The sequence below is a fragment of the Ruegeria sp. AF8 genome, assembly GCF_056541825.1.
On record NZ_JBQFYW010000002.1, the window covers coordinates 53,803 to 73,329 of the forward strand.

The window sequence follows — 19,527 nt, forward strand, 5'->3', positions numbered from 1 at the left end:
CTATTTCGGTTTGGAATTGATGATACTAGGCTTGCAGTATGGAAGATTCGCCTCCGCATCCCGTCGATGGACCGACACTTGACCAGAAAATCGGCACCGCCGTCAAATACCATCGCACACTTGCGAAACTGACGCTTGCGGGGCTGTCCGAGCGCGCGAATGTATCGACCGCGATGATCTCGAAGATCGAGCGCGGCCAGGTGTCCGCGTCGCTGTCCACGTTGGGGGCGCTGGCGGCCGCCATCGATGTGCCGCTGATCAATTTCTTTGCCGAAACCGTCGAACGGACGGATGTGTCCTTTGTGCGCTCCGGCGAGGGGATCGACGTGCAGCGGATGGGACGGGACTATGGCCATTCCTACAAGATGATCGGCCGGGCCGATGACGGTCGTGTCAGCTTTGAATGTTACGACATCACCTTGGAACAGCCGCTTGCGATGCGGCCCATCTATCTGCATCAGGGCATCGAGTTCATGCATATACTCGAAGGCGAGATGACGTTTCGTTGCGGCGACCAGACCTATCACATGCGCCCCGGAGACAGCCTGTCCTTCGAAGGCAAATGCGCGCATCAGCCCGATGAATTGCCGACCGGCAAGGTCAGATTCATTGCAATCATCGCCAAGGCGGAAAGCAGCGAGCCCTGAAACGGCGCGGGGCCGCACGTTGCCGCACGGCCCCAATTCCAAACCCGTCCTGTCGAGGCTCAGAGACCCCATTTCGCGCGGGTGGCGTCAAAGAACCCCTGCGCCTGCTTCACCTTGACCCAGTTGTTCATGTAGTTGATCCAGACCTGATCATCCTGCGGCAGCAACATCGCGATCGGCGACGGTGAACGCGGCTCTGCTCCGGTCACCCGAACCACCGGAAATTTCTCCTCCAGCGTCGATCCCTCGATATTCGAAGTGATGAACACATCGGCCCGCCCGGCAATCACCTCCTGGAATCCGCGTGCCGGTGCTTCGACAACCTTGATCTCGGCATTCGGGAACCACTCGCGCACGCGCTTTTCAAAGGTGGTGCCCAGGGTCGTGGCGACCTTCACGCCGGGCTGGTTGATCGAGTCATACCCGTCAAACCGATCCGCCTTTTCCTTGGTGGTATAGGGGTAAAGCTCCACCGCGATGTAGCTTTCCGAGAACCCGGCCACTTTCATCCGCGGCGGCGAGATCGAGGCCGAACCGGTGATGTGGTATTTACCGGCGACGACGCCGTTGACCAGCGTCTTCCAGTCGGTCGGCACATACTCGACCTCGACGCCAAGGTCGTTGGCCAGTTCCGTCATCACGTCGATGTCAAACCCCTTGTAGCTGTTGGTCGCCGGATCACGCAGCGACATCGGGTTCCAGTCACCCGTGGTTCCGACCTTGAGCACACCGCCATCGAGTATCTCGTTGAGCGCCGACTGTGCCTGCGCCGCTCCGGCAAGGGCCAGCCCCATCACGGCAACCGCCGCTGCCTTGAACATCTGTTTCATCTTGGTCTCCCGTTGGTGGCAATTTATTTTATTCTGGTCATGATAACCTGATTATCGCTTGATTTAAGGCAAAGATAACTCTTAGCCTCAAGAAAAAAATTTCCCCCCAGGAAATACACTCAGGGAGAGCATCGTGCCGGACACAGCGATCGAACTTATTGGCGTAAATAAATGGTATGGCACGTTCCATGTCCTGCGGGACATCGATCTTTGGGTGGAATCCGGTCAAAAAGTGGTGATCTGCGGCCCCTCGGGATCAGGCAAAAGCACCGTCGTCAGATGTATCAACCGGCTGGAAGAACACCAGAAAGGCACCATTCGCGTCGACGGCATCGAATTGACCAACGATCCTAAATCGGTGGCCGCGATCCGTTCGGATGTCGGCATGGTGTTCCAGCAGTTCAACCTGTTCCCGCATCTCACGGTGCTTGAAAACCTCACCCTTGGCCCCATCAAGGCGCGCGGACTGAGCCGGAAAGAGGCCGAAGATCGTGCGCGCCACTATCTTGAACGCGTGCACATTCCCGATCAGGCGCTCAAGCGCCCCGGTCAGCTTTCGGGCGGCCAGCAACAGCGGGTGGCCATTGCCCGGTCGCTGTGCATGGACCCCAAGGTGCTGTTGTTCGACGAACCCACCTCGGCGCTCGACCCCGAGATGATCTCCGAGGTTCTCGACGTGATGGAAGAGCTTGCCGGCGAAGGCATGACAATGGTCGTGGTCACCCACGAAATGGGGTTCGCCCGCCGCGTGGCCGACAACATGGTGTTCATGGATGCTGGCGAAATCGTCGAACAGGGCCCACCCGAAGAATTCTTCGGCAACCCGCGCTCGGAACGCTGCCAAAAGTTCCTAAGTCAGATATTGCAACATTAAGAACGGGCCGTATCATGAAGAAATATATCATTATTTTTGCGCCCATTCTGTTTTTGTCAGGATGCTCAAGCTCATCTACCTGGGGCTGGTATGTGATCGACCCGCGCACCGCGACGGGCTGGACCAACGTCAAGTTCCTGATCTCGGGCATGGGCGATACGATCCTGATCTCGCTCATCGCGGCGGCGATCTCCATCATTCTCGGGCTTCTGGTCGCCCTACCGGGACTATCCGTCCGCTGGCCCGTTCGCCTGATCAACCGGGTCTATGTCGAGTTCATCCGCTCGATCCCGCTGCTGCCGATGCTGTTCTGGGTTTTCTATGGCCTGCCCATCGTGTTCCAGTCGATGGGGCTCGACATTCCCATCGATCCGTTCTGGGGCGCGATCATCACCCTGGCGATTTCCGACAGCGCTTTTACCGCCGAAATCTATCGCGCGGGCATCCAGTCGATCCCGAAAGGCCAGAGCGAAGCGGCGCAGACCATTGGCCTGAACTATGCGCAGACCATGCGCTATGTGATCCTGCCGCAGGCGATCCGGCGCATCCTTCCGCCCCTGGCCAACCAGTTCATCTACATCGTCAAGATGAGCGCCTTCGCCAGCGTCATCGGCATGCAGGAACTGACCCGGCGCGCCAACGAACTGGTGGTGACCGAATACCGCCCGCTGGAAATCTACACATTGCTGATCTTCGAATATCTGGTGCTGGTCCTGATCATCAGCGCCGGGGTGCGCTGGCTGGAACGGCGCATGGGATCGGACGAACGCGGCTGAGGAGGCTGACATGGACTGGAACGCATTCATGGCCGAGATCGAGGCCGATATCGGCACTTACGCCAAAGAGGTGCCGGACACGATGAAAGGGTTCGGCACCATGGGCGCCGCCGCCAAGAAAAGCGGCGCACTCGATGAAAAGACCAAGGAAATCATGGCACTCGGCATCGCGATTGCCACCCGTTGCGACAGTTGCATCGGTTTTCACGTCCGCTCGCTGGTGCGTCTGGGGCTGACCCGGGACGAGATGTGCGAGGCTTTGGCCATGGCCACCTACATGGGTGGCGGGCCGTCGCTGGCCTATTCCGCCAAGGCGCTCAAGGCCTATGACACCTTCTTGGCCAAGCCGGGATGACCGCGGTTCAGGTCCAGTGGCCCGAAAGCGTTTCCTCGGGGCACTGGCCGACCTGACGCGACGGGCTGGCAAACAGCGCGGCAATATCCGGGTGGAGGTCCAGAATATCGCTGCCTCCGGGAATCACCGCGGGATTCAGCCGCCCGTCTTTCCACACTTCCACGCCATCGATCCGGATGGTCGGGTCCAGAACGTTCAGCGAAATCTCTCCGGGCGCATAGGCGCCACAGGTGTGGATGTGCAGCAGGCGCGGATTGCCAAAGGCCGCGCCGCTCCAGCGTTCGAAATTCGCGGCAACCGGCCGGTCATAGGCACAGCCGGGATGCAGCCCCGCGTGCCACGAATGAACGAACCACGGGTCGATGCCATATTGCGCCCCGACCCGCTCATAATGCTGGCGTGCGGTGCGGACATCCGCCTCTTCTCCCGCCAGTCCGTCAATCCGCCCCTGCGCAATGTCGAATGTCACCGGTGCCTCCAACCGGCAGGCGTAGGGCTGATAGAACCGCGACCCGGTGCCGACAAGAAAACCGTGCTGCACCACCGTGCCGCTGAAATTCCCCGCCGGAACGGGCGCGAACACGGACATCGGGAAGCGGGTGACGGTGACATCCGCGCCGGTGGCCGGGAATTTCGCACCGGTGCCTTGGAAATCCGTCCCCAGCGGACAGGTGACGCGAATATCCTTCGCCGCCGCCATCATCGCGTTGATTGCATTCTTGAGCGCGACAAACCCCTGATAGTCGCCCCGGCCAAAGCCAGAGCCAAGCATACCCGCATCCAGCGCATAGCACATGATCGGGTTGACCCCCTCCATTCCGGCATTGAACCGGATCTGATCGCCATAGCGGGCCAGAAACAGAACCCGGTCCGCCCGCTTCATCCGGCCGATCAACGCGTCGTCCGGCTCCGCCCCGTCGGGGCAAAGCGGCACCTCCTGAGTTTCCGCCGCGATGCCCAGAGCCCGCGCCCTGTTCATCACCGCATCAAGGATGGCGGTGTCATAATATTCCTCGTCGGGATTTTCGTGCAGTACCAGCAGACTCTGACCTTCGGACAGTCCCGCACAAGTCTGCAACAGGTTGTTGGCGCCGATCTGAAGGTCACGATCCATTTTTTGCTCCAGGCCGTATGGCAGTTTTCCGGGTAACAATACCGCGATCGGCAGCCGGTCTCACTAAGAAAATTTACTGACAGTACATTTTTTTCTTGAGCATCCGGACGTGCACTCATTTATGGTTGCCAAAAAGCGAGGACAGACACATGAGCGCATGGATTCGGATGATCGGCGATGATGAGGCCACGGGCCGCCTCAAGGAACTTTTGGACAAGTCCCGCACGCCGCATGGAACGGTCGACACGGTGATGCGGGTGCATTCGCTGCGTCCCGAAACCATGAACGGTCACGTCACGCTCTATCGCTCGGTGCTGCATTCCGAGGACAACACGCTGCCGTTCTGGTTTCTTGAGGTCGTGGCCTCGTACACCTCAATTCTGAACGACTGCACCTATTCCCTGACCCACCACTTCATGAACGTGCGCAATCTGCTGCGCGACCAGCCCCGCAGCGACCGGATTTTCCTGGCGCTCAAGGCCCACCGCCCCGAGGATGAATTCGGCGGCAAGGAACTGGCGCTTTTGCGCTATGCGGGCAAACTGACCACAGATGTCGGCAAGATGGTGAAATCGGATTTCGAAGCCCTGAAAATCGCTGGTGCGACCGACGAAGAAATTCTCGAAGTCAATCAGGTCTGCGCCTATTTCAACTATTCCAACCGATTGCTGAACGGCTTGGGATGCACCACCGAAAACGACGTCATCGGATATTACAAGGGCGATGACTGACGCCTAGCCCATGGCCGCCGGCAGCGACGCGTATCCGCGAAATCGGATGCGCCCGCCGCGCACCCGGCCATCCAACAGGCGGTATCCCGGGTAACGGGCCAGAAACCGGCCAATGGCAATCCGTCCTTCCATCCGTGCCAGCGTCAGCCCGACGCAGATATGCGGCCCGCCCGCGAATGCCAGATGCCTGTTGGGCTTGCGCCCAATGTCGAACCGGGCCGGGTCGTCGAATACCGCCGGGTCACGGTTCGCCGCACCGATGCACAGATGCAGGTTGGTCCCCTTCGGCAGAACCGTCCCGTCCAGCTTGATTTCGGCGGTGGATTCACGGTTCCCGAACTGATTGGGCGAACGAAAGCGCAGGATTTCCTCGACCGCCGAAGTGATCAGACCGGGGTCGTCCAACAGGCGCTGTTTCTGTTCCGGATGGTCGTTCAGCAAGGCCAGCCCGTTGCCGATCAGGTTCGTCGTGGTCTCATGCCCGGCATTCAGAATGAAGATGCAGTTCTGCAAAAGCTCGATCTCGCTCAACTTTTCCCCGGCCCCCTCGCCGCGGATCAGCCGGGTCAGAACATCGGTTTCCGGATCGCCCGGCCTGGCACGGCGGCGCGCCACCAGGTCTTCGAGATAGGTCTTGAACTCTTCAACCGCCTTGTGCCCCTGCGCCAGCTGAACCTCGGTCAACGCAGGCTCCAGCGCGCCGAGAATGGCCAGCGACCAGTCGCGCAGCGGCGCGCGTTCCGCCATCGGCACGTCCAGCAGGTTGCCGATGATCTGGATCGGAATGGTCGAGGCGAAATCCTCGATCAGATCGGCCTGCGCCTTGCCTGCCATGGCCTCCAGCAGGTGATCCACCACTTCGATCAGGCCCGGCTCCATTCTGGCGATCGCGCGCGGCGTCAGGGCCGATGTCATGATCTTGCGCACCCGTGTGTGCAGCGGCGGATCGGAAAACACCAGCGAGGTGGTGTGGTGTTCAAACAGAGGCGAACCCACCCCGAATTTCGGTCCGAACGTCGCCTTCTTGTCCGAGGAATACAGCGTTGTGTCGCGATATATCCGGTCCAGATCCGCATGGCGGCTCAACAGCACCGACCCATCTGGCTGCGGCAGCACCGGTGCATGGGCCAGGAGCGCATCGTAGAAGGGAAAGGGATTGTCCACGAACTCACGAGGCGCTCGGGAAAGATCAAATTTCAGTATTCCGTCTTCGGTCTGCTCCGACACCATGAACATTATCCAAATCTGATCACTACACTACAAGACACAACGGCTTGCACGGACGAAGTACCTCGGTTGTCACACGTTCAGATCAGGAAATCATCGACGCTCAATGATGTCACGCCCAAAATGGTAACTTCGAAATCCGTCTGCCCGTCACCATCGAAATCCCCAAGCAGCCTTGTTTTGCTGTTTTCGCTTGTCACCACCAGCACGATACCCTCATCGGCTTGCCCATCGAAAGATATCTGGTCCGGTGTCAGGACAAGGCCCCGAATATCAAGAATGTCCTCGCCCTGGACAAAATCTTTCACGCAATCAACCTTGTCGCCAACAGGGCTGTGGCTTGCGTCCGAGAAACGGAAACTATCCGCACCGTCATCTCCGAACAGCAAATCCCGGCCGGTTCCACCCACCAGGGTGTCATTCCCGCCGCCACCTCGAAGAACATCGTCCCCGTTGTTACCCGAGACAAAATCGTCGCCGATGCCCCCCCGCAGGGTATCGTCGTTCTGTCCGCCCTTGAGTGTGTCATCGCCACTGTGGCCAGAGATCAGATCGTCCCCCAGACCACCCAGCAGAATATCCTCGTCCTGAGCCCCCTTCAGAACATCGTGCCCGGCACCACCTTTGAGCGAGTCCGCCCCAAGACCTCCTGTCAGCAAATCGTCGCCGCCATTTCCCAAAAGGACATCGTCACCGCCCAACCCCGACAGCATATCCTGACCTTGCCTGCCCTCAAGCCGGTTTCCCGCGACATTTCCTGTAATATGGTCGTTGCCCTGACCACCGTTCGCATTTTCGATCAATGCTCGAAGATCACCATCAACCAAAAGCGCATTGGCAACGTTACCGGCAGCGATCCGGCCCGGATCATTGGAAAAGCGATCCAGATCCGCCAATTGCGCCTCGGACAGCAAAGAAAACGCACCGGGGGCCAAATCAACGACAAGATCCGTCGCATAGTTGCTGAAATCATACGTATCATTGCCATGCCCGTCCCATATGGTACGGAAAATGCGGTTACCGGCCGGTGCGCCTTGCCCGACACCATTTATGAACATCTCCCCTGTGTCCGGGGCAAATCCGTAGACGGTATCTCCGCTCCAGATTTCCCCGGACGCGGAATAATTCGCACCATACAGGAACTGGAGCGCGGCAATATCAAGCTGCATGAAACTCTGCGCCCAATCGATCGGTCCTGAATCGAATGAATAAGTGTCCGTATCGCCTGCATAGTCCGAATATGTCAGGACGGTGTATTCCTGACTGTCATAGCCGCTGGCGACAAACTCGGGCTTTTCGTGCCCATGCTCCAACCCCAGGGCGTGACCAATCTCGTGCTGAATATAAAGATAGGCTTCATTGCCGGGCGTAGGGTCGACCACGAAAGTGCCCAAAAAGACGTCTCCACCCCATTTTTCGTCGGCAGGCAGGTATGCGTATGCGCCGCTCACCCGCGGATCCATCGCGATCTGAATGGGCGCGTTGCTGCTGGCGCTCTTGAAGAATTCAATATCAACGAACCCGTCAATTTCCTCAAATATCATTTGGGCGGCGTCGCGAATGTCCTGCGATGCCGATTGCAGTTGCGAGTACCCAGCGCTACCGAGATAGTCATACGCGGCGAACATGAAGGCTTGGGATGAAAACGCGTACGCCAACGCATAGGTTGCAATGAATTCGTCACCATTCGGATCGTAGTTGCTGTCCTGAACCAGCCAGTGCCTATCAGCCAGCCAAGGTGCGAAAATATCTTGCGATTGTTCGGTCCGAACGGTTTGCGCCACTATTTCAATTTCCTTCAGATATTTGTTTCGACACCGAATTGCGCCGGTCCGACCGGCCAGAGCCGCCGCCATTGATGTTGAATTCCCAGCCTCGGTGGTCCATGATCTTTGTCACGCTTCTTCCCGAGAATGATGCCAAGCCAGAGACGGCCATTCTCCCACTGCAAGAAAGTCTCAAGACACCAACAACCTGAAAATGAGATGGGTCTCAACGAAGTTTGGCACCGGCTTCCAATATCCCGGCGGATGTTGAAAAAATGACACTCATTGGCATCGGAATGGATTAACCTTTTGAATTCACCAGTTTCCTCCATCCGTAACCTCGGCCCGGCCTTCGAACAGGCCTGCACCCGCGCGGGTATTCATTCGGCAGAAGAACTGCGCGCGCTGGGTGCGGACGTGGCCTATGCCCGCTTGCTGGAAACCGGATCCCGCCCGCACTTCATCGGCTATTATGTTCTGGTGATGGGTTTGCAGGGCCGCCCGTGGAACGATTGCAAGGGCGAAGAGAAGAAAGCATTGCGGGCACGGTTCGACCGGATCAAGGCCAACGCGACAGCGGCACCGGATGCCCAGCTTGCCGCGGAACTGGACGCCATTGGCGTGCGTGTCAGCGCAGCCGATCTGAAACCGGACACCGGCTGACCCCGCATGGCAATCGTGACGGGTGCAAGCCGCTTCCACCGCATATGAAAAGGCCGCCCCGATTTGTCGGGACGGCCCTTTTGGAAATCAGCGGATCGGCGGATCAGCCGACCAGTTCGATGCCCGAGAAGAAATAGGCGATCTCGACTGCGGCGGTTTCCGGAGCGTCCGAACCGTGGACCGAGTTTTCACCAACCGATTCAGCGAACTCGGCACGGATTGTGCCGGGGGCGGCGTCCGCGGGGTTGGTTGCGCCCATCACTTCGCGGTTCTTGGCAATGGCACCTTCGCCTTCCAGAACCTGCACCACGACCGGCGCCGAGGACATGAACTCGCACAGTTCGTCATAGAACGGGCGTTCGGCATGCACTTCATAGAACTTGCCGGCCTGTTCCTTGGTCATGTGAATGCGCTTTTGCGCAACGATGCGCAGGCCCGCTTCCTCGAACTTGGCGTTGATCTTGCCGGTCAGGTTGCGGCGGGTTGCATCGGGTTTGATGATCGAGAACGTGCGTTCCAGTGCCATTGGTGTGCTCCTGTGATGAAAAACCGGGCAATGGCCCGGCCTGATGTGAATTGCCGCCCCGATAACACGGGCAATCTGCGGGATAAAGAGGGGAATGCGCGCGATTGACGCACATCCCGAATGCCTCCTTGCTTTTCCGACTATTTCTGTCAGCTATAAGCTGCGCGAACGATATCATCAAACAAAACGAGGTAACACAAATGAAACTTGCACTGGCTCTGACATCCCTTCTCGCGGCCTCCCCCGCACTTGCGGAAACCATCGCGATTCCGTTGACATACCAGTTGTTCGAGACAGCCGTCGCACATGCCGATCTTGAGCAATGTCCGAAATCCCTCGCCAAAGAAGGTGTGTTCTGCCGAGCCACGATGCGTCACGACGAAATCCACGTTTTCGCCTTCAGCGATGACGGCGATCACCCGCTCGTGGGCTTCGCTTCCTTCCCGTTCGAAGACGCGGCGACAAATCTGAACTGATAGTTTTTCGCCAGCTACCTCAGAAGTCGGGCAACGGATCGCGCTGGTTCACCCAACGCACATAGAGTGCCGACAGCAAGCCAAGAAAACTTGACCCGAACATCATCCCCAGCACCGCAAACGGCGCATTCTGTGCCGTGACCATCACGCCCGTGACGGAGGTCAGCAACGCCCCCAGCGCCACCGTCATCGCCCCGGACAGGCCCGAGGCGCTGCCCGCCAGATGCGGTCGCACCGACATCAGACCGGCATTCGCATTTGCCAGTGTCAACCCGTTGCCGAACCCCACCAGAACCGCCGAGGCAAAAAACACCCAGACATTGCCCTGACCGCCCAGAAACACCGCCAGCCCGATCAGCGGCCCGGCGCTGGCAAATATGCGTCCAGCCACGATCAGGCCGACAAGATCGCTGCGCGCGGCGATGCGGCCGGTGATGAAATTACCGGCCATGAAACCCATGGTGATGACGCCGATGCCCAGCCCCAGCATCGCCGGGCTCAGATCGAACCACGCCGCCGCCACCAGCGGCGCGCCGGTGATAAAGGCATAGAAACCGCCGACCGAAAATGCGGCGCACAAACTGTAACCCCAGAACCGGCGCGCGGTGAAAAGCTGCGGGTATTGCCGCATCTGCTGGCCGAACGTGGCCGAACGCTGGGTATTGGTTTCTCCCATATCCACCCAGAGCAAGACCAGCATCGCCACCCCCAGCAGCGCATAAAGGACGAAACCGGCACGCCAGCCAAAGACCATTTCCAGCACCCCGCCCAGCATCGGCCCCAGCATCGGGGCCAGCGCCATGGCCATCGACACATAGCCCAGCTTGCTGGCCGCCTCGTTGGGCGGGAACAGATCGCGGATCGCCGCGCGCGACAGCACCTGCCCGGCAATCACCGCCCCCTGCAACAGACGAAAACCCAGAAACACCCAGACCGACTGTGCCAGAACGCAACCGACCGAGGCGAGCGCAAATATCGCCATCGACACCAGCAACACGGGCCGCCGTCCGTACCGGTCCGACAACGGTCCCATGATCAGCTGCAAAACCGCCGTCACGATCAGATACCCCGAGATCGACAGGTTCACGACGGCGTAATCGACGCCGAAATCCGCGCCGATCTGGGCCAGCGACGGCAGGAACATGTTCAGCGTCAGCACCGCCAGCGCCGTGGCAAGAATGAGCGTCAGTATATGCGGTGGACCAGAAGCAGGGCGCATGATCGAAATCCGGACGGGTGAAACCCTTTGCGCGTTATCACAGGTCGCCGCCGCTGACCATCTCAACCCGCTGGCGGCGGCTTCACCACTCTGTTAAGAGCCGCCTCATGCTGAGGATCGAAAACATCACATACGCGGTCGAAGGCCGCCCCCTGTTCGAGGGCGCCAACGCCACCATCCCGACCGGCCACAAGGTGGGCCTGGTGGGTCGCAACGGCACCGGCAAGACCACCCTGTTCCGCCTGATCCGGGGCGAGCTGGCGCTCGAATCGGGTAGCATCGCCCTGCCCCGCCGCGCCCGTATCGGCGGCGTGGCTCAGGAGGCACCCGCCTCGGACGTGTCACTGATCGACACGGTTCTGGCCGCCGACACGGAACGCGCCACGCTGATGGCCGAGGCCGAGACCGCCAGAGACCCCGCCCGCATCGCCGAAGTGCAGACACGGCTGACCGATATCGACGCCTGGAGCGCCGGCGCGCGCGCCGCCTCGATCCTCAAGGGGCTGGGATTCGACGACGAGGATCAGCTCAAACCCTGCTCCGACTTCTCGGGTGGCTGGCGGATGCGCGTGGCGCTGGCAGCGGTGCTGTTTTCACAGCCCGACTTGCTGCTGCTGGACGAACCGACCAACTATCTCGACCTCGAAGGAGCCTTGTGGCTGGAAAGCTATCTGGCGAAATATCCCCACACGGTCATCATCGTCAGCCACGACCGCGGCCTGCTGAACCGCGCCGTGGGATCGATCCTGCATCTCGAAGACCGCGGGCTGACGCTCTATCAGGGTCCCTACGATCAGTTTGCCCGTCAGCGCGCCGAGAAACTGGCGCAAGCCAGCGCCATGGCCAAAAAGCAGGAGGCGCGCCGCGCCCATCTGCAATCCTATGTCGACCGCTTCCGCTATAAGGCGGACAAGGCCAAACAGGCCCAGTCCCGCCTCAAGGCGCTGGCCCGGATGCAGCCGATCACCTCGCCGCAGGAGGCCGCCCTGCGCGCCTTCACCTTTCCCGCGCCCGAAGAAATGGCCCCGCCGATCATCCACCTGGAGGGCGGCGTCACCGGCTATGACGAAACGCCGGTGCTGAAACGGCTGAACCTGCGCATCGATCAGGACGACCGCATCGCGCTTTTGGGCAAGAACGGCCAGGGCAAATCGACGCTGTCGAAACTGCTGTCGGACAGGCTGCCGTTGATGGCGGGAAAGCTGACGCGCAGTTCGAAACTGCGCATCGGTTACTTTGCCCAGCATCAGGTGGACGAATTGCATGTCGACGAAACCCCTCTTGACCACCTGCGGCGCCTGCGCCCCGGCGAGACACCCACGAAACACCGTTCGCGGCTGGCGGGATTTGGCCTGGGTTCCGCGCAGGCGGAAACCGAGGTCGGGCGGCTTTCGGGCGGACAAAAGGCGCGCCTGTCGCTGCTGATCGCCACAATTGACGCGCCGCATATGCTGATCCTCGATGAACCGACCAACCATCTGGATATCGAAAGCCGCGAGGCGCTGGTCGAGGCGCTGACCACCTATTCCGGCGCGGTGATCCTGGTCAGCCACGACATGCACCTTCTCAGCCTCGTGGCCGACCGGCTGTGGCTTGTCTCGGACGGCACGGTGAAACCGTTCGAGGGCGATCTTGAAGCGTATCGCGACCTGCTCCTGGCCCGCGACAAACCCGAGGCAAAGGAAAAGCCGCAAGCGTCCAGACCCAAGCGCCCCTCGCGCGAGGCCATTCTCGCCCTGCGTGCCGATCTGCGCAAATGCGAAGAGCGGATCGAGAAACTGACGGACATGCACGACAAGCTATCGGCCAAGCTGGCCGATCCGGCGCTCTATGACAGCGACAAGGTGGCAGATCTGGAAACCTGGAACCGCAAGTTCGCCGAAGTAAGCGAGGCGATGCAGCGCGCCGAAACGCTCTGGGTCGCCGCTGCCGAGCGGCTCGAAGCGGCCGAGGCGGTGGCATGAGCACGCCCGTCAGCGACACCAACGCCATGATCTCGGGCATGCATCCGCTGCTGCGCGAGGGTGAGTTTGCCTTCACCCGCTGGCCCGACGGCAGGGACTGGCCCGCAGGAACCGTCGCCAGCTATGTCGAGGACGAAGGCCTGTCGCTGATCGTTCCTTTCGCCGCCGCGCCCGACGACGCCCTGCCGATGCGCTGCATCACGTTGCAGGTGCATTCGGCGCTGGATGGAGTCGGCCTGACCGCCGCCGTTTCCAACGCGCTGGCACAGGCGGGAATACCCGCCAACATGGTCGCGGGCTATCACCACGACCATGTTTATGTGCCCTCGGACAAGGCCAAGCAGGCGCTTGAAATCCTGATCCGCCTGCAACAGGAATCCGCGCAATGATCGACACAGCCTTTCTGATCACCGCCTTCACCACCCTGTTCGTGGTGATCGACCCGCCGGGGCAGACGCCGATCTTCATGGCGCTGACGCAGGGCATGGACGCCGCCACCCGGCGCGGCATCGCCATTCGCGCCTGTCTGACCGCCGCTGCCATCCTTGCCATGTTCGCCGCCTTTGGCGAGGCGGTTCTGGGCTTTGTCGGTATCTCCATGGCCGCCTTCCGTGTCGCCGGCGGGGTTCTTTTGTTCCTGACCGCGCTCGACATGCTGTTCGAACGCCGCACCAAGCGCCGCGAGGACCGCGCCGAAGAGGAAGACCATGCCGACCCGTCGGTCTTTCCGCTTGGCATCCCGCTGATCGCCGGTCCGGGTTCGATCGCGACCATGATCCTGCTGGCCGGCCAGCAACCGGGGCTGCAAGGGCTGGCGGTGGTGATCGCCGTCATGCTGTCGGTTCTGGCCTTCGTGTTTCTCCTCTATCTGTCTTCCGGCACGCTGGGCCGGTTCCTGGGCAAGACCGGTCTGAACGTGCTGACCCGCCTTCTCGGCATGTTGCTGGCCGCACTTTCGGTGCAGTTCATCCTTGACGGGCTCAAGACCTTTGGTTTCGCCGCCTGAACCCCCATATCTGTTGCAAGGCTTCGCAAAGGGGTGATCGACATGGATGGCGACAACATCGCACGCGTGATTTATCTGGTCCTGCTGGGATCGGCGCTGCTGATGTGGTTCATCACCCACAACCGGCAGAACCTTAGCCGCACCATGCAACAGGCCGCCGCATGGGTGCTGATCTTTGTTGGCGTGATCGCCGCCGTCGGCCTGTGGGAAGATGTCCGCACCACCGTCAGCCCCGCCCCGCAGATGGTGGTCTCGGACAGCGCCGTCGAGGTGCCCCGCGCCCCGGACGGGCATTACTATCTGCAGCTTCTGATCAACGGTAAACCGGTAACCTTCCTTGTCGATACCGGCGCCAGCCAGGTCGTACTCAACCACCGCGACGCCGAACGTGTCGGCATCGACGTGAACGGGCTGAACTATTTCGGTCGCGCCATGACCGCCAATGGCCAGGTCCGCACCGCGCCGGTGCGGCTGGACAGTATCGCGCTCGGCCCGTTCACCGATACCGGACTCTCGGCCTGGGTCAACGAGGGCGACATGAACCAGTCCCTGCTGGGCATGGACTATCTTCAGCGGTTCTCGCATATGAGCTTTGCCAACGGCAAGCTGATCCTGCAGCGCTAGGCAGGCAACCCCGCCTTCAGCAACGATGACCGCAAGTCCTGCCGCAATGCCTCGGTCTTGAACGGGGTCAGCGCCACGAATTTGTCCACCGAGAATTGCGGGCTGATGGACAGAACCGCCTCCACGCTCTTTGCCGCCTCGCTCAAATTGCCGAAATCTGCATGGATCATGGCCAGGCGGGTCTGCGTTATCAGGCTGCCGGGCATTCGCATCTGCAAATGCTGGTAGACGATCCTGGCTTTTTCCAGTTCTCCAGAACCGCGATAGGCATCTCCCAGATGGCTAAGATACCAGTCGGGGCAATAAGGCGACAAGCGCATCGCCTTGCGCATACAGTTCAGCGCCGCATCAAATTCGCCGCAATAGTTGTGCGCGATGGCCCGGACCGCGTGAAACAGCGAGACGTTCGGGCGCAACTCGACCGCTTTTTTCAAACTGGCAATCGCAGGCTCGAATTCCGATTGGTTTGTCAGAATATACCCACGCAGGCCATAAGCATCCGCCATGCCGCTATCCTGCTCCAACAGCTTGTCGCTTAAGGAAAGCGCCTCGGCAAAAGCCGCCTCCGCTTCCGGCATGAACCCGAACCGCGCCCCGGCGGCCAGCGTCCAGCCCAGACCGACCCGGAAGCCAAGAAAATCGGGGTCGATGGCAATTGCCCTGCGATAAAGGCGCTCTGCTTCCAGATGACCCTCCTTGGTGAAGCGGTATGTCATCTGCAATGCCCGCAACATCAATTCCCAGGCCTCGAAATCCGGAGTGGTCTCGGACCAGACCCGCAACTCTTCGCCGTGGGTCAGGTTGACCGCCAGCGCGACCCCGACTTCCCGTGTCAGTTCGTCCTGAACCGCGAATATGTCCTCGAACCGCCGGTCATAGCGATCCGCCCAGACATGCGCGCCGGTCTGGCTGTCGATCAGCTGTGCTGTCAGACGAATACGGTCCCCCGCCTTCCTGACGCTGCCTTCCAGCACATAGCGCACTCCCAGATCCTGCCCGACCTGACGCACGTCGATGGACCGGCCCTTGTACACGAAGGTCGAGTTGCGGGCCATCACGATCAGGCCATTCAAATGGGACAGTGCGGTAATGATGTCTTCGGTCAGACCGTCGGTAAAATGTTCCTGTTCAGCCTCGCCTGACATGTTGTCGAAAGGCAGCACCGCGATCGAGGGCTGTTCGGGAATTTCCAACCGCTCGCCGGTCAGAACCTCGAAGGTCTCGGCCGACAGCCGCGCCGGGTCCGGGTCGATCCCATAGGCGTGCACCTCGCCTTCGATGTTTTTCAGCTTTTGCGGCCCCAGATCCTGGAAATGCGCAGTCAGTTTGCCTTTGACCTGACGATAGACATCTTCCGAAATGCACAGGCCGCCGGGTTGCGACAGCCCCTCAAGGCGCGCGGCGATATTGACGCCCTCGCCATAGATATCCTGTCCCTGAAGGATGACATCGCCGCTATTCACCCCGATCCGCAAAACGATCCGTTCATCCGGCGCCGCCGCCGTCCGGGCCAGCGCCCGCTGGATGTCGACACCGCATTCCACCGCCGCGACCGAGCTGGAGAACTCGGCCAGCAGCCCGTCGCCCATCAGCTTGACGATCCGGCCATTCCTTGAGGTAATCGCCGGCCGGACCAGCGTTCGAAACAAGCCGGACAGGCGGGCAAGCGTTCCCGCCTCGTCCGCCCCCATCAGGCGCGAAAACCCAACTACATCCGCCGCAAGGATGGCCGTCAGTTTCCGTTCCAAAATCCCCTCACACGAAATATCCTGCAACACCGCCCGGACAGCGCTTTGCAATCAGGAGCGCGCATCCATGGCCTCTCTTCTTACCACGTCAAGCGTGTTTTCGAAACGGGAACCGTCCTGCGATCCGGGCAGACGCCGGATCATTCCCCCTCGGCCTTCCTGATCGCCGCCGCTTCTGAACCGGGCGCAAGATCGGTCTCAAGGAACGAACCGGTTGCCGGCAGTTCCAGATGCAGCGAGGCGGTATGGTCAATCTCCAACCGCCCCGACTCCAGGGAATAGTCCAGCACATGACCGCCAGTCCGCAAATCCTCTGAAATGAAATGCAGGTGATACCCCGGCACGCCGATCCCTACCGCATAGTCGGGACAGCGAAATCCCAGGATCGTGCCGGATGCATCCCGCAACTCGAACTCGGCCTGGGTTTTGACCACTTCCAGCAGCGGAGGATAGGGCGGTGTCTGGCGCGAGACGTTGCGGTATCTGATATGCCCGATCCGCCCCGTGAACCGCACCGCATAGAACAGGTTGCGGGACTGCGCGATCTCGTCCAGCCCGGCCTCGAAATCCGCCTTTCCAACCGGCTTCGCAACATCGAGCGTCACGTCCGGCTCAAATGGCAGAACCGCGGCATAAGGCGTTCGCGCATCAACGGGCGCGACGGCGGCCCTGCCGTCATCGGTCAGCCGATAGGCCACGCCGTCATGCACGATCATCTCGCCGTCCAGCGCATTGAAGGTGCCAAGGCCGAAATCGCCGTGCCGCAGCAACTCTCCCACGGTCAATTCGCCGTCATAGACACCCTGCATCACCGCGCTCAGCAGCGAGGCCTGATAGTATTCGTGCAGATGGTCGTGCGACCTGAAGGCGCTTTCGGCATGATGGGCCGCGACGGCGGATGCGAATGTCAGTTCCTTGTCCTGCGGCATCGGCACACCTTCTGTTGGTCCGGGTGCCAGCCTAACAGGAAATCCACCGCTAGGCTTCGGCCTTTTTCTCCCACCGCCCGGACTCCTCGGACCAGTACTGCGCCGTGCATCCCGCCCCGGTCAGCGCCTTCCATTGCTCCCGCGCCCGCTGCACCGCCTGCGGATCGGTGCCGTCGAACAGGATACAGACCCGGTCCAGTGCCGCCACCTCGGCGGGGTCAACCGCCGCCCCGTCAATCGCCATCACGCAATTCGGGGCATTCGCAGCCTCGGTCGAGGCCGTCAGCAGAACGGGCTGCATCGCATCATGCGGCCCGCCCGCCACGCCATGCGGCAGGAACGCCTCCTCCGGTCCCAGCCACAGTTTCTCGTCCAGCCACTCAAGCCGCCCCTTGTCGGTGCCGCGCACCGCGATCCGCCACCCGGCCTGACGCGCCTTGTCAAGCAACACCGGCAAGGTCTGCTCCAGCGGGCGGTGGGTCAGGTGATAGAAATAGGCGGCCCCCATGACTATTGCTCGAAATGATCCTGCACCAGCCGGTTGAGCGCCCGCACTCCCCAGCCGGTCGCGCCCTTGGGGGCATAGGACGTGTCTTTCGATACCGACGCCACCCCGGCAATATCGAGGTGGATCCAGGGCGTTTCTTCTTTGACGAAGCGTTGCAGGAACTGCGCCGCCGTGATCGAGCCCGCGGGCCGGCCGCCAACGTTCTTCATGTCGGCGATACGCGACTTGAGCATCTCGTCATAGCTTTTGCCCAGCGGCATCCGCCATGCGCCCTCATCCTCGGCCTGCGCGGCCTTGAGAAAGGCGTTGCACAGCATGTCGTTGTTGGAAAACACACCGGCATTCTCATGCCCCAGCCCGATGATGATGGCCCCGGTCAGGGTCGCCAGATCGATCATCCCCACCGGCTGGAACCGCTCCTGCGCGTACCACATCACATCGCACAGAACCAAACGGCCCTCGGCATCGGTGTTGATGATCTCGACCGTATCGCCCTTCATCGAGCGAACCACGTCGCCGGGTCGCGTAGCGTTGCCCGAAGGCATGTTCTCGACCAGCCCCACCAGCCCGACAACATTGGCTTTCGCTTTGCGCAACGCCAGCGCGCGCATCGTGCCCGCAACCACACCGGCGCCGCCCATGTCCATAGTCATCTCTTCCATCCCGCCCGCGGGTTTCAGCGAGATGCCGCCGGTGTCGAACACCACGCCCTTGCCGACCAGCGCCAGCGGCGCGTCATCCTTGTCGCCGCCCTTCCACTGCATCACCACCACTTTCGAGGGGCTGTCCGAGCCCCGCCCCACGCTCAGCAGCGTGCGCATGCCCAGTTCGGCCAGCCGATCCTCTTCCAAAATCTCGACCTCCAGCCCCAGCGCCTCCATCTCCTTCAGGCGATCGGCGAACTCGGTGGTGGTCAGCACATTCGCCGGTTCGTTGATCAGATCGCGCGTCATGTGAACGCCCTCGGCCACCGCCCGCAGCGGCGCGAAAGACGCCTCGGCCTCGTCTGGCTTGCCGTGGCAAATGGTGACGTCGCCCTGCATCTTCGGATTTTCCGGATCGTCCGACTTGTGCGCGTCAAAGCTGTAGCCGCGCAACGCAATCCCCATCGCCAGTTCCTCGATGCGCGCCTGATTGCCCGCCATCACCAGCAGCGGCTTGCCGCCCGCCGTCTTGGCCAGATCGGCACCCGCCTTGCGGGCCTGATCGGCCTCCGCCCGACGCGGCAGCACCAGCACATCCAGCGCCTCTGCCTTCATGCCGGTGGGCCAGGCCAGCGGGATCACCTGACCCGGTTTGGCTTTTTCGAAACGCTCGCTTTCGATCAGCCGCACCACCGCACCCCTGGTCAGCCGGTTGGCGCGCCTCACCGCCGGGCTCATCTTACCCTCGGGCGGCACAACGACCACAACACGGCCTTCGGCCTCGGCCATCGCATCCAGATCGATGGGCTGAAAACGGATCGGGGTCGGACTGCTCATTTCACGCTCCTCAACAACATTCCGCCCAGAGGTACCGCGCAACGGGCCGGTTGACCAGATAGC

At 61.0% G+C, this 19,527-nt stretch carries 21 protein-coding genes; 11 read left to right on the top strand and 10 right to left on the bottom strand.

Annotated features, from left to right (window positions below; genetic code table 11):
* The first annotated feature begins 38 nt into the window (after window positions 1-38).
* Window positions 39-647 carry a helix-turn-helix domain-containing protein gene (locus tag ACR0AO_RS05660; protein WP_480601009.1) on the top strand — a complete coding sequence of 203 codons (609 nt, stop codon included), beginning with the start codon at window positions 39-41 and terminating at the stop codon, window positions 645-647.
* A gap of 59 nt (window positions 648-706) precedes the next feature.
* Here ACR0AO_RS05660 and ACR0AO_RS05665 read toward each other — a convergent pair whose 3' ends face one another.
* Window positions 707-1,477, bottom strand: a complete 771-nt coding sequence (locus ACR0AO_RS05665) for a transporter substrate-binding domain-containing protein (RefSeq protein ID WP_480601011.1) — start codon at window positions 1,475-1,477, stop codon at window positions 707-709.
* A gap of 133 nt (window positions 1,478-1,610) precedes the next feature.
* Here ACR0AO_RS05665 and ACR0AO_RS05670 point away from each other — a divergent pair, with 133 nt between their 5' ends.
* From ACR0AO_RS05670 to ACR0AO_RS05680, 3 genes are read left to right on the top strand one after another with little or no spacing between them, the layout of a single operon-like run.
* The gene (locus ACR0AO_RS05670; protein WP_480601016.1) at window positions 1,611-2,351 is read left to right on the top strand and encodes an amino acid ABC transporter ATP-binding protein; all 741 of its coding nucleotides are present in this window, start codon (window positions 1,611-1,613) and stop codon (window positions 2,349-2,351) included.
* 14 nt (window positions 2,352-2,365) lie between these two features.
* Window positions 2,366-3,127 carry an amino acid ABC transporter permease gene (locus tag ACR0AO_RS05675; protein WP_480601018.1) on the top strand — a complete coding sequence of 254 codons (762 nt, stop codon included), beginning with the start codon at window positions 2,366-2,368 and terminating at the stop codon, window positions 3,125-3,127.
* 10 nt (window positions 3,128-3,137) lie between these two features.
* On the top strand, window positions 3,138-3,482 hold the full coding sequence (locus tag ACR0AO_RS05680) for a carboxymuconolactone decarboxylase family protein (RefSeq protein WP_480601020.1): 345 nt from the start codon (window positions 3,138-3,140) through the stop codon (window positions 3,480-3,482).
* Window positions 3,483-3,489: 7 nt separating this feature from the next.
* Here ACR0AO_RS05680 and ACR0AO_RS05685 read toward each other — a convergent pair whose 3' ends face one another.
* Window positions 3,490-4,596: a hypothetical protein gene (locus ACR0AO_RS05685; protein ID WP_480601022.1), complete on the bottom strand. Its 1,107-nt coding sequence runs from the start codon at window positions 4,594-4,596 to the stop codon at window positions 3,490-3,492.
* A gap of 149 nt (window positions 4,597-4,745) precedes the next feature.
* Between ACR0AO_RS05685 and ACR0AO_RS05690 the strand changes: the two genes are divergently transcribed.
* Entirely contained in the window at window positions 4,746-5,327 is a 582-nt protein-coding gene (locus ACR0AO_RS05690; RefSeq protein ID WP_480601024.1) for a carboxymuconolactone decarboxylase family protein, read from the top strand.
* Between the two features lie 3 nt (window positions 5,328-5,330).
* On the opposite strand, the gene ACR0AO_RS05695 is transcribed toward ACR0AO_RS05690, so the two are convergent.
* Both ACR0AO_RS05695 and ACR0AO_RS05700 read right to left on the bottom strand, forming a co-directional pair.
* Window positions 5,331-6,557, bottom strand: a complete 1,227-nt coding sequence (locus ACR0AO_RS05695) for a cytochrome P450 (protein WP_480601027.1) — start codon at window positions 6,555-6,557, stop codon at window positions 5,331-5,333.
* Window positions 6,558-6,634: 77 nt separating this feature from the next.
* Complete coding sequence (locus tag ACR0AO_RS05700) at window positions 6,635-8,338, bottom strand: M10 family metallopeptidase (RefSeq protein WP_480601029.1); 1,704 nt, start codon at window positions 8,336-8,338, stop codon at window positions 6,635-6,637.
* 291 nt (window positions 8,339-8,629) lie between these two features.
* Between ACR0AO_RS05700 and ACR0AO_RS05705 the strand changes: the two genes are divergently transcribed.
* Window positions 8,630-8,983, top strand: a complete 354-nt coding sequence (locus ACR0AO_RS05705; RefSeq protein ID WP_480601031.1) for a TfoX/Sxy family protein — start codon at window positions 8,630-8,632, stop codon at window positions 8,981-8,983.
* Window positions 8,984-9,086: 103 nt separating this feature from the next.
* Here ACR0AO_RS05705 and ndk read toward each other — a convergent pair whose 3' ends face one another.
* Complete coding sequence (ndk, locus tag ACR0AO_RS05710) at window positions 9,087-9,509, bottom strand: nucleoside-diphosphate kinase (protein WP_068334875.1); 423 nt, start codon at window positions 9,507-9,509, stop codon at window positions 9,087-9,089.
* Window positions 9,510-9,709: 200 nt separating this feature from the next.
* On the opposite strand from ndk, the gene ACR0AO_RS05715 reads away from it, so the two are divergent.
* Window positions 9,710-9,985: a hypothetical protein gene (locus ACR0AO_RS05715; RefSeq protein WP_480601033.1), complete on the top strand. Its 276-nt coding sequence runs from the start codon at window positions 9,710-9,712 to the stop codon at window positions 9,983-9,985.
* Window positions 9,986-10,004: 19 nt separating this feature from the next.
* Here ACR0AO_RS05715 and ACR0AO_RS05720 read toward each other — a convergent pair whose 3' ends face one another.
* Window positions 10,005-11,204, bottom strand: coding sequence for a multidrug effflux MFS transporter (locus ACR0AO_RS05720; protein ID WP_480601035.1), 1,200 nt, complete (start codon window positions 11,202-11,204; stop codon window positions 10,005-10,007).
* Window positions 11,205-11,311: 107 nt separating this feature from the next.
* Between ACR0AO_RS05720 and ACR0AO_RS05725 the strand changes: the two genes are divergently transcribed.
* The 4 genes from ACR0AO_RS05725 to ACR0AO_RS05740 are packed head-to-tail and all read left to right on the top strand — an operon-like array spanning window position 11,312 to window position 14,798.
* Window positions 11,312-13,168 carry an ABC-F family ATP-binding cassette domain-containing protein gene (locus ACR0AO_RS05725; protein ID WP_480601037.1) on the top strand — a complete coding sequence of 619 codons (1,857 nt, stop codon included), beginning with the start codon at window positions 11,312-11,314 and terminating at the stop codon, window positions 13,166-13,168.
* Window positions 13,165-13,557, top strand: coding sequence for an ACT domain-containing protein (locus ACR0AO_RS05730; protein ID WP_480601039.1), 393 nt, complete (start codon window positions 13,165-13,167; stop codon window positions 13,555-13,557). Before ACR0AO_RS05725 ends, ACR0AO_RS05730 begins: the two co-directional genes overlap by 4 nt.
* Window positions 13,554-14,174, top strand: coding sequence for a MarC family protein (locus ACR0AO_RS05735; RefSeq protein WP_480601041.1), 621 nt, complete (start codon window positions 13,554-13,556; stop codon window positions 14,172-14,174). Before ACR0AO_RS05730 ends, ACR0AO_RS05735 begins: the two co-directional genes overlap by 4 nt.
* Window positions 14,175-14,216: 42 nt before the next feature.
* Complete coding sequence (locus tag ACR0AO_RS05740; RefSeq protein ID WP_480601044.1) at window positions 14,217-14,798, top strand: retropepsin-like aspartic protease family protein; 582 nt, start codon at window positions 14,217-14,219, stop codon at window positions 14,796-14,798.
* Here ACR0AO_RS05740 and ACR0AO_RS05745 read toward each other — a convergent pair.
* From ACR0AO_RS05745 to ACR0AO_RS05760, 4 genes are all read right to left on the bottom strand, one after another.
* Complete coding sequence (locus tag ACR0AO_RS05745) at window positions 14,795-16,546, bottom strand: adenylate/guanylate cyclase domain-containing protein (RefSeq protein WP_480601046.1); 1,752 nt, start codon at window positions 16,544-16,546, stop codon at window positions 14,795-14,797. The genes ACR0AO_RS05740 and ACR0AO_RS05745 overlap by 4 nt on opposite strands.
* Window positions 16,547-16,686: 140 nt before the next feature.
* Window positions 16,687-17,475 carry an acetolactate decarboxylase gene (gene budA, locus ACR0AO_RS05750; protein WP_480601048.1) on the bottom strand — a complete coding sequence of 263 codons (789 nt, stop codon included), beginning with the start codon at window positions 17,473-17,475 and terminating at the stop codon, window positions 16,687-16,689.
* Window positions 17,476-17,524: 49 nt separating this feature from the next.
* Entirely contained in the window at window positions 17,525-17,983 is a 459-nt protein-coding gene (locus ACR0AO_RS05755) for a DNA polymerase III subunit chi (protein WP_480601050.1), read from the bottom strand.
* A gap of 2 nt (window positions 17,984-17,985) precedes the next feature.
* The gene (locus ACR0AO_RS05760) at window positions 17,986-19,464 is read right to left on the bottom strand and encodes a leucyl aminopeptidase (protein ID WP_480601052.1); all 1,479 of its coding nucleotides are present in this window, start codon (window positions 19,462-19,464) and stop codon (window positions 17,986-17,988) included.
* Window positions 19,465-19,527 lie beyond the last annotated feature (63 nt).

Bases quoted from the DNA above. Each gene is read 5' to 3' on its own strand.
- ACR0AO_RS05660 (WP_480601009.1), top strand. From the start codon at position 39: ATGGAAGATTCGCCTCCGCATCCCGTCGATGGACCGACACTTGACCAG.
- ACR0AO_RS05665 (WP_480601011.1), bottom strand. From the start codon at position 1,477: ATGAAACAGATGTTCAAGGCAGCGGCGGTTGCCGTGATGGGGCTGGCC.
- ACR0AO_RS05675 (WP_480601018.1), top strand. From the start codon at position 2,366: ATGAAGAAATATATCATTATTTTTGCGCCCATTCTGTTTTTGTCAGGA.
- ACR0AO_RS05680 (WP_480601020.1), top strand. From the start codon at position 3,138: ATGGACTGGAACGCATTCATGGCCGAGATCGAGGCCGATATCGGCACT.
- ACR0AO_RS05685 (WP_480601022.1), bottom strand. From the start codon at position 4,596: ATGGATCGTGACCTTCAGATCGGCGCCAACAACCTGTTGCAGACTTGT.
- ACR0AO_RS05690 (WP_480601024.1), top strand. From the start codon at position 4,746: ATGAGCGCATGGATTCGGATGATCGGCGATGATGAGGCCACGGGCCGC.
- ACR0AO_RS05695 (WP_480601027.1), bottom strand. From the start codon at position 6,557: ATGGTGTCGGAGCAGACCGAAGACGGAATACTGAAATTTGATCTTTCC.
- ndk (WP_068334875.1), bottom strand. From the start codon at position 9,509: ATGGCACTGGAACGCACGTTCTCGATCATCAAACCCGATGCAACCCGC.
- ACR0AO_RS05715 (WP_480601033.1), top strand. From the start codon at position 9,710: ATGAAACTTGCACTGGCTCTGACATCCCTTCTCGCGGCCTCCCCCGCA.
- ACR0AO_RS05720 (WP_480601035.1), bottom strand. From the start codon at position 11,204: ATGCGCCCTGCTTCTGGTCCACCGCATATACTGACGCTCATTCTTGCC.
- ACR0AO_RS05725 (WP_480601037.1), top strand. From the start codon at position 11,312: ATGCTGAGGATCGAAAACATCACATACGCGGTCGAAGGCCGCCCCCTG.
- ACR0AO_RS05730 (WP_480601039.1), top strand. From the start codon at position 13,165: ATGAGCACGCCCGTCAGCGACACCAACGCCATGATCTCGGGCATGCAT.
- ACR0AO_RS05735 (WP_480601041.1), top strand. From the start codon at position 13,554: ATGATCGACACAGCCTTTCTGATCACCGCCTTCACCACCCTGTTCGTG.
- ACR0AO_RS05740 (WP_480601044.1), top strand. From the start codon at position 14,217: ATGGATGGCGACAACATCGCACGCGTGATTTATCTGGTCCTGCTGGGA.
- budA (WP_480601048.1), bottom strand. From the start codon at position 17,475: ATGCCGCAGGACAAGGAACTGACATTCGCATCCGCCGTCGCGGCCCAT.
- ACR0AO_RS05755 (WP_480601050.1), bottom strand. From the start codon at position 17,983: ATGGGGGCCGCCTATTTCTATCACCTGACCCACCGCCCGCTGGAGCAG.
- ACR0AO_RS05760 (WP_480601052.1), bottom strand. From the start codon at position 19,464: ATGAGCAGTCCGACCCCGATCCGTTTTCAGCCCATCGATCTGGATGCG.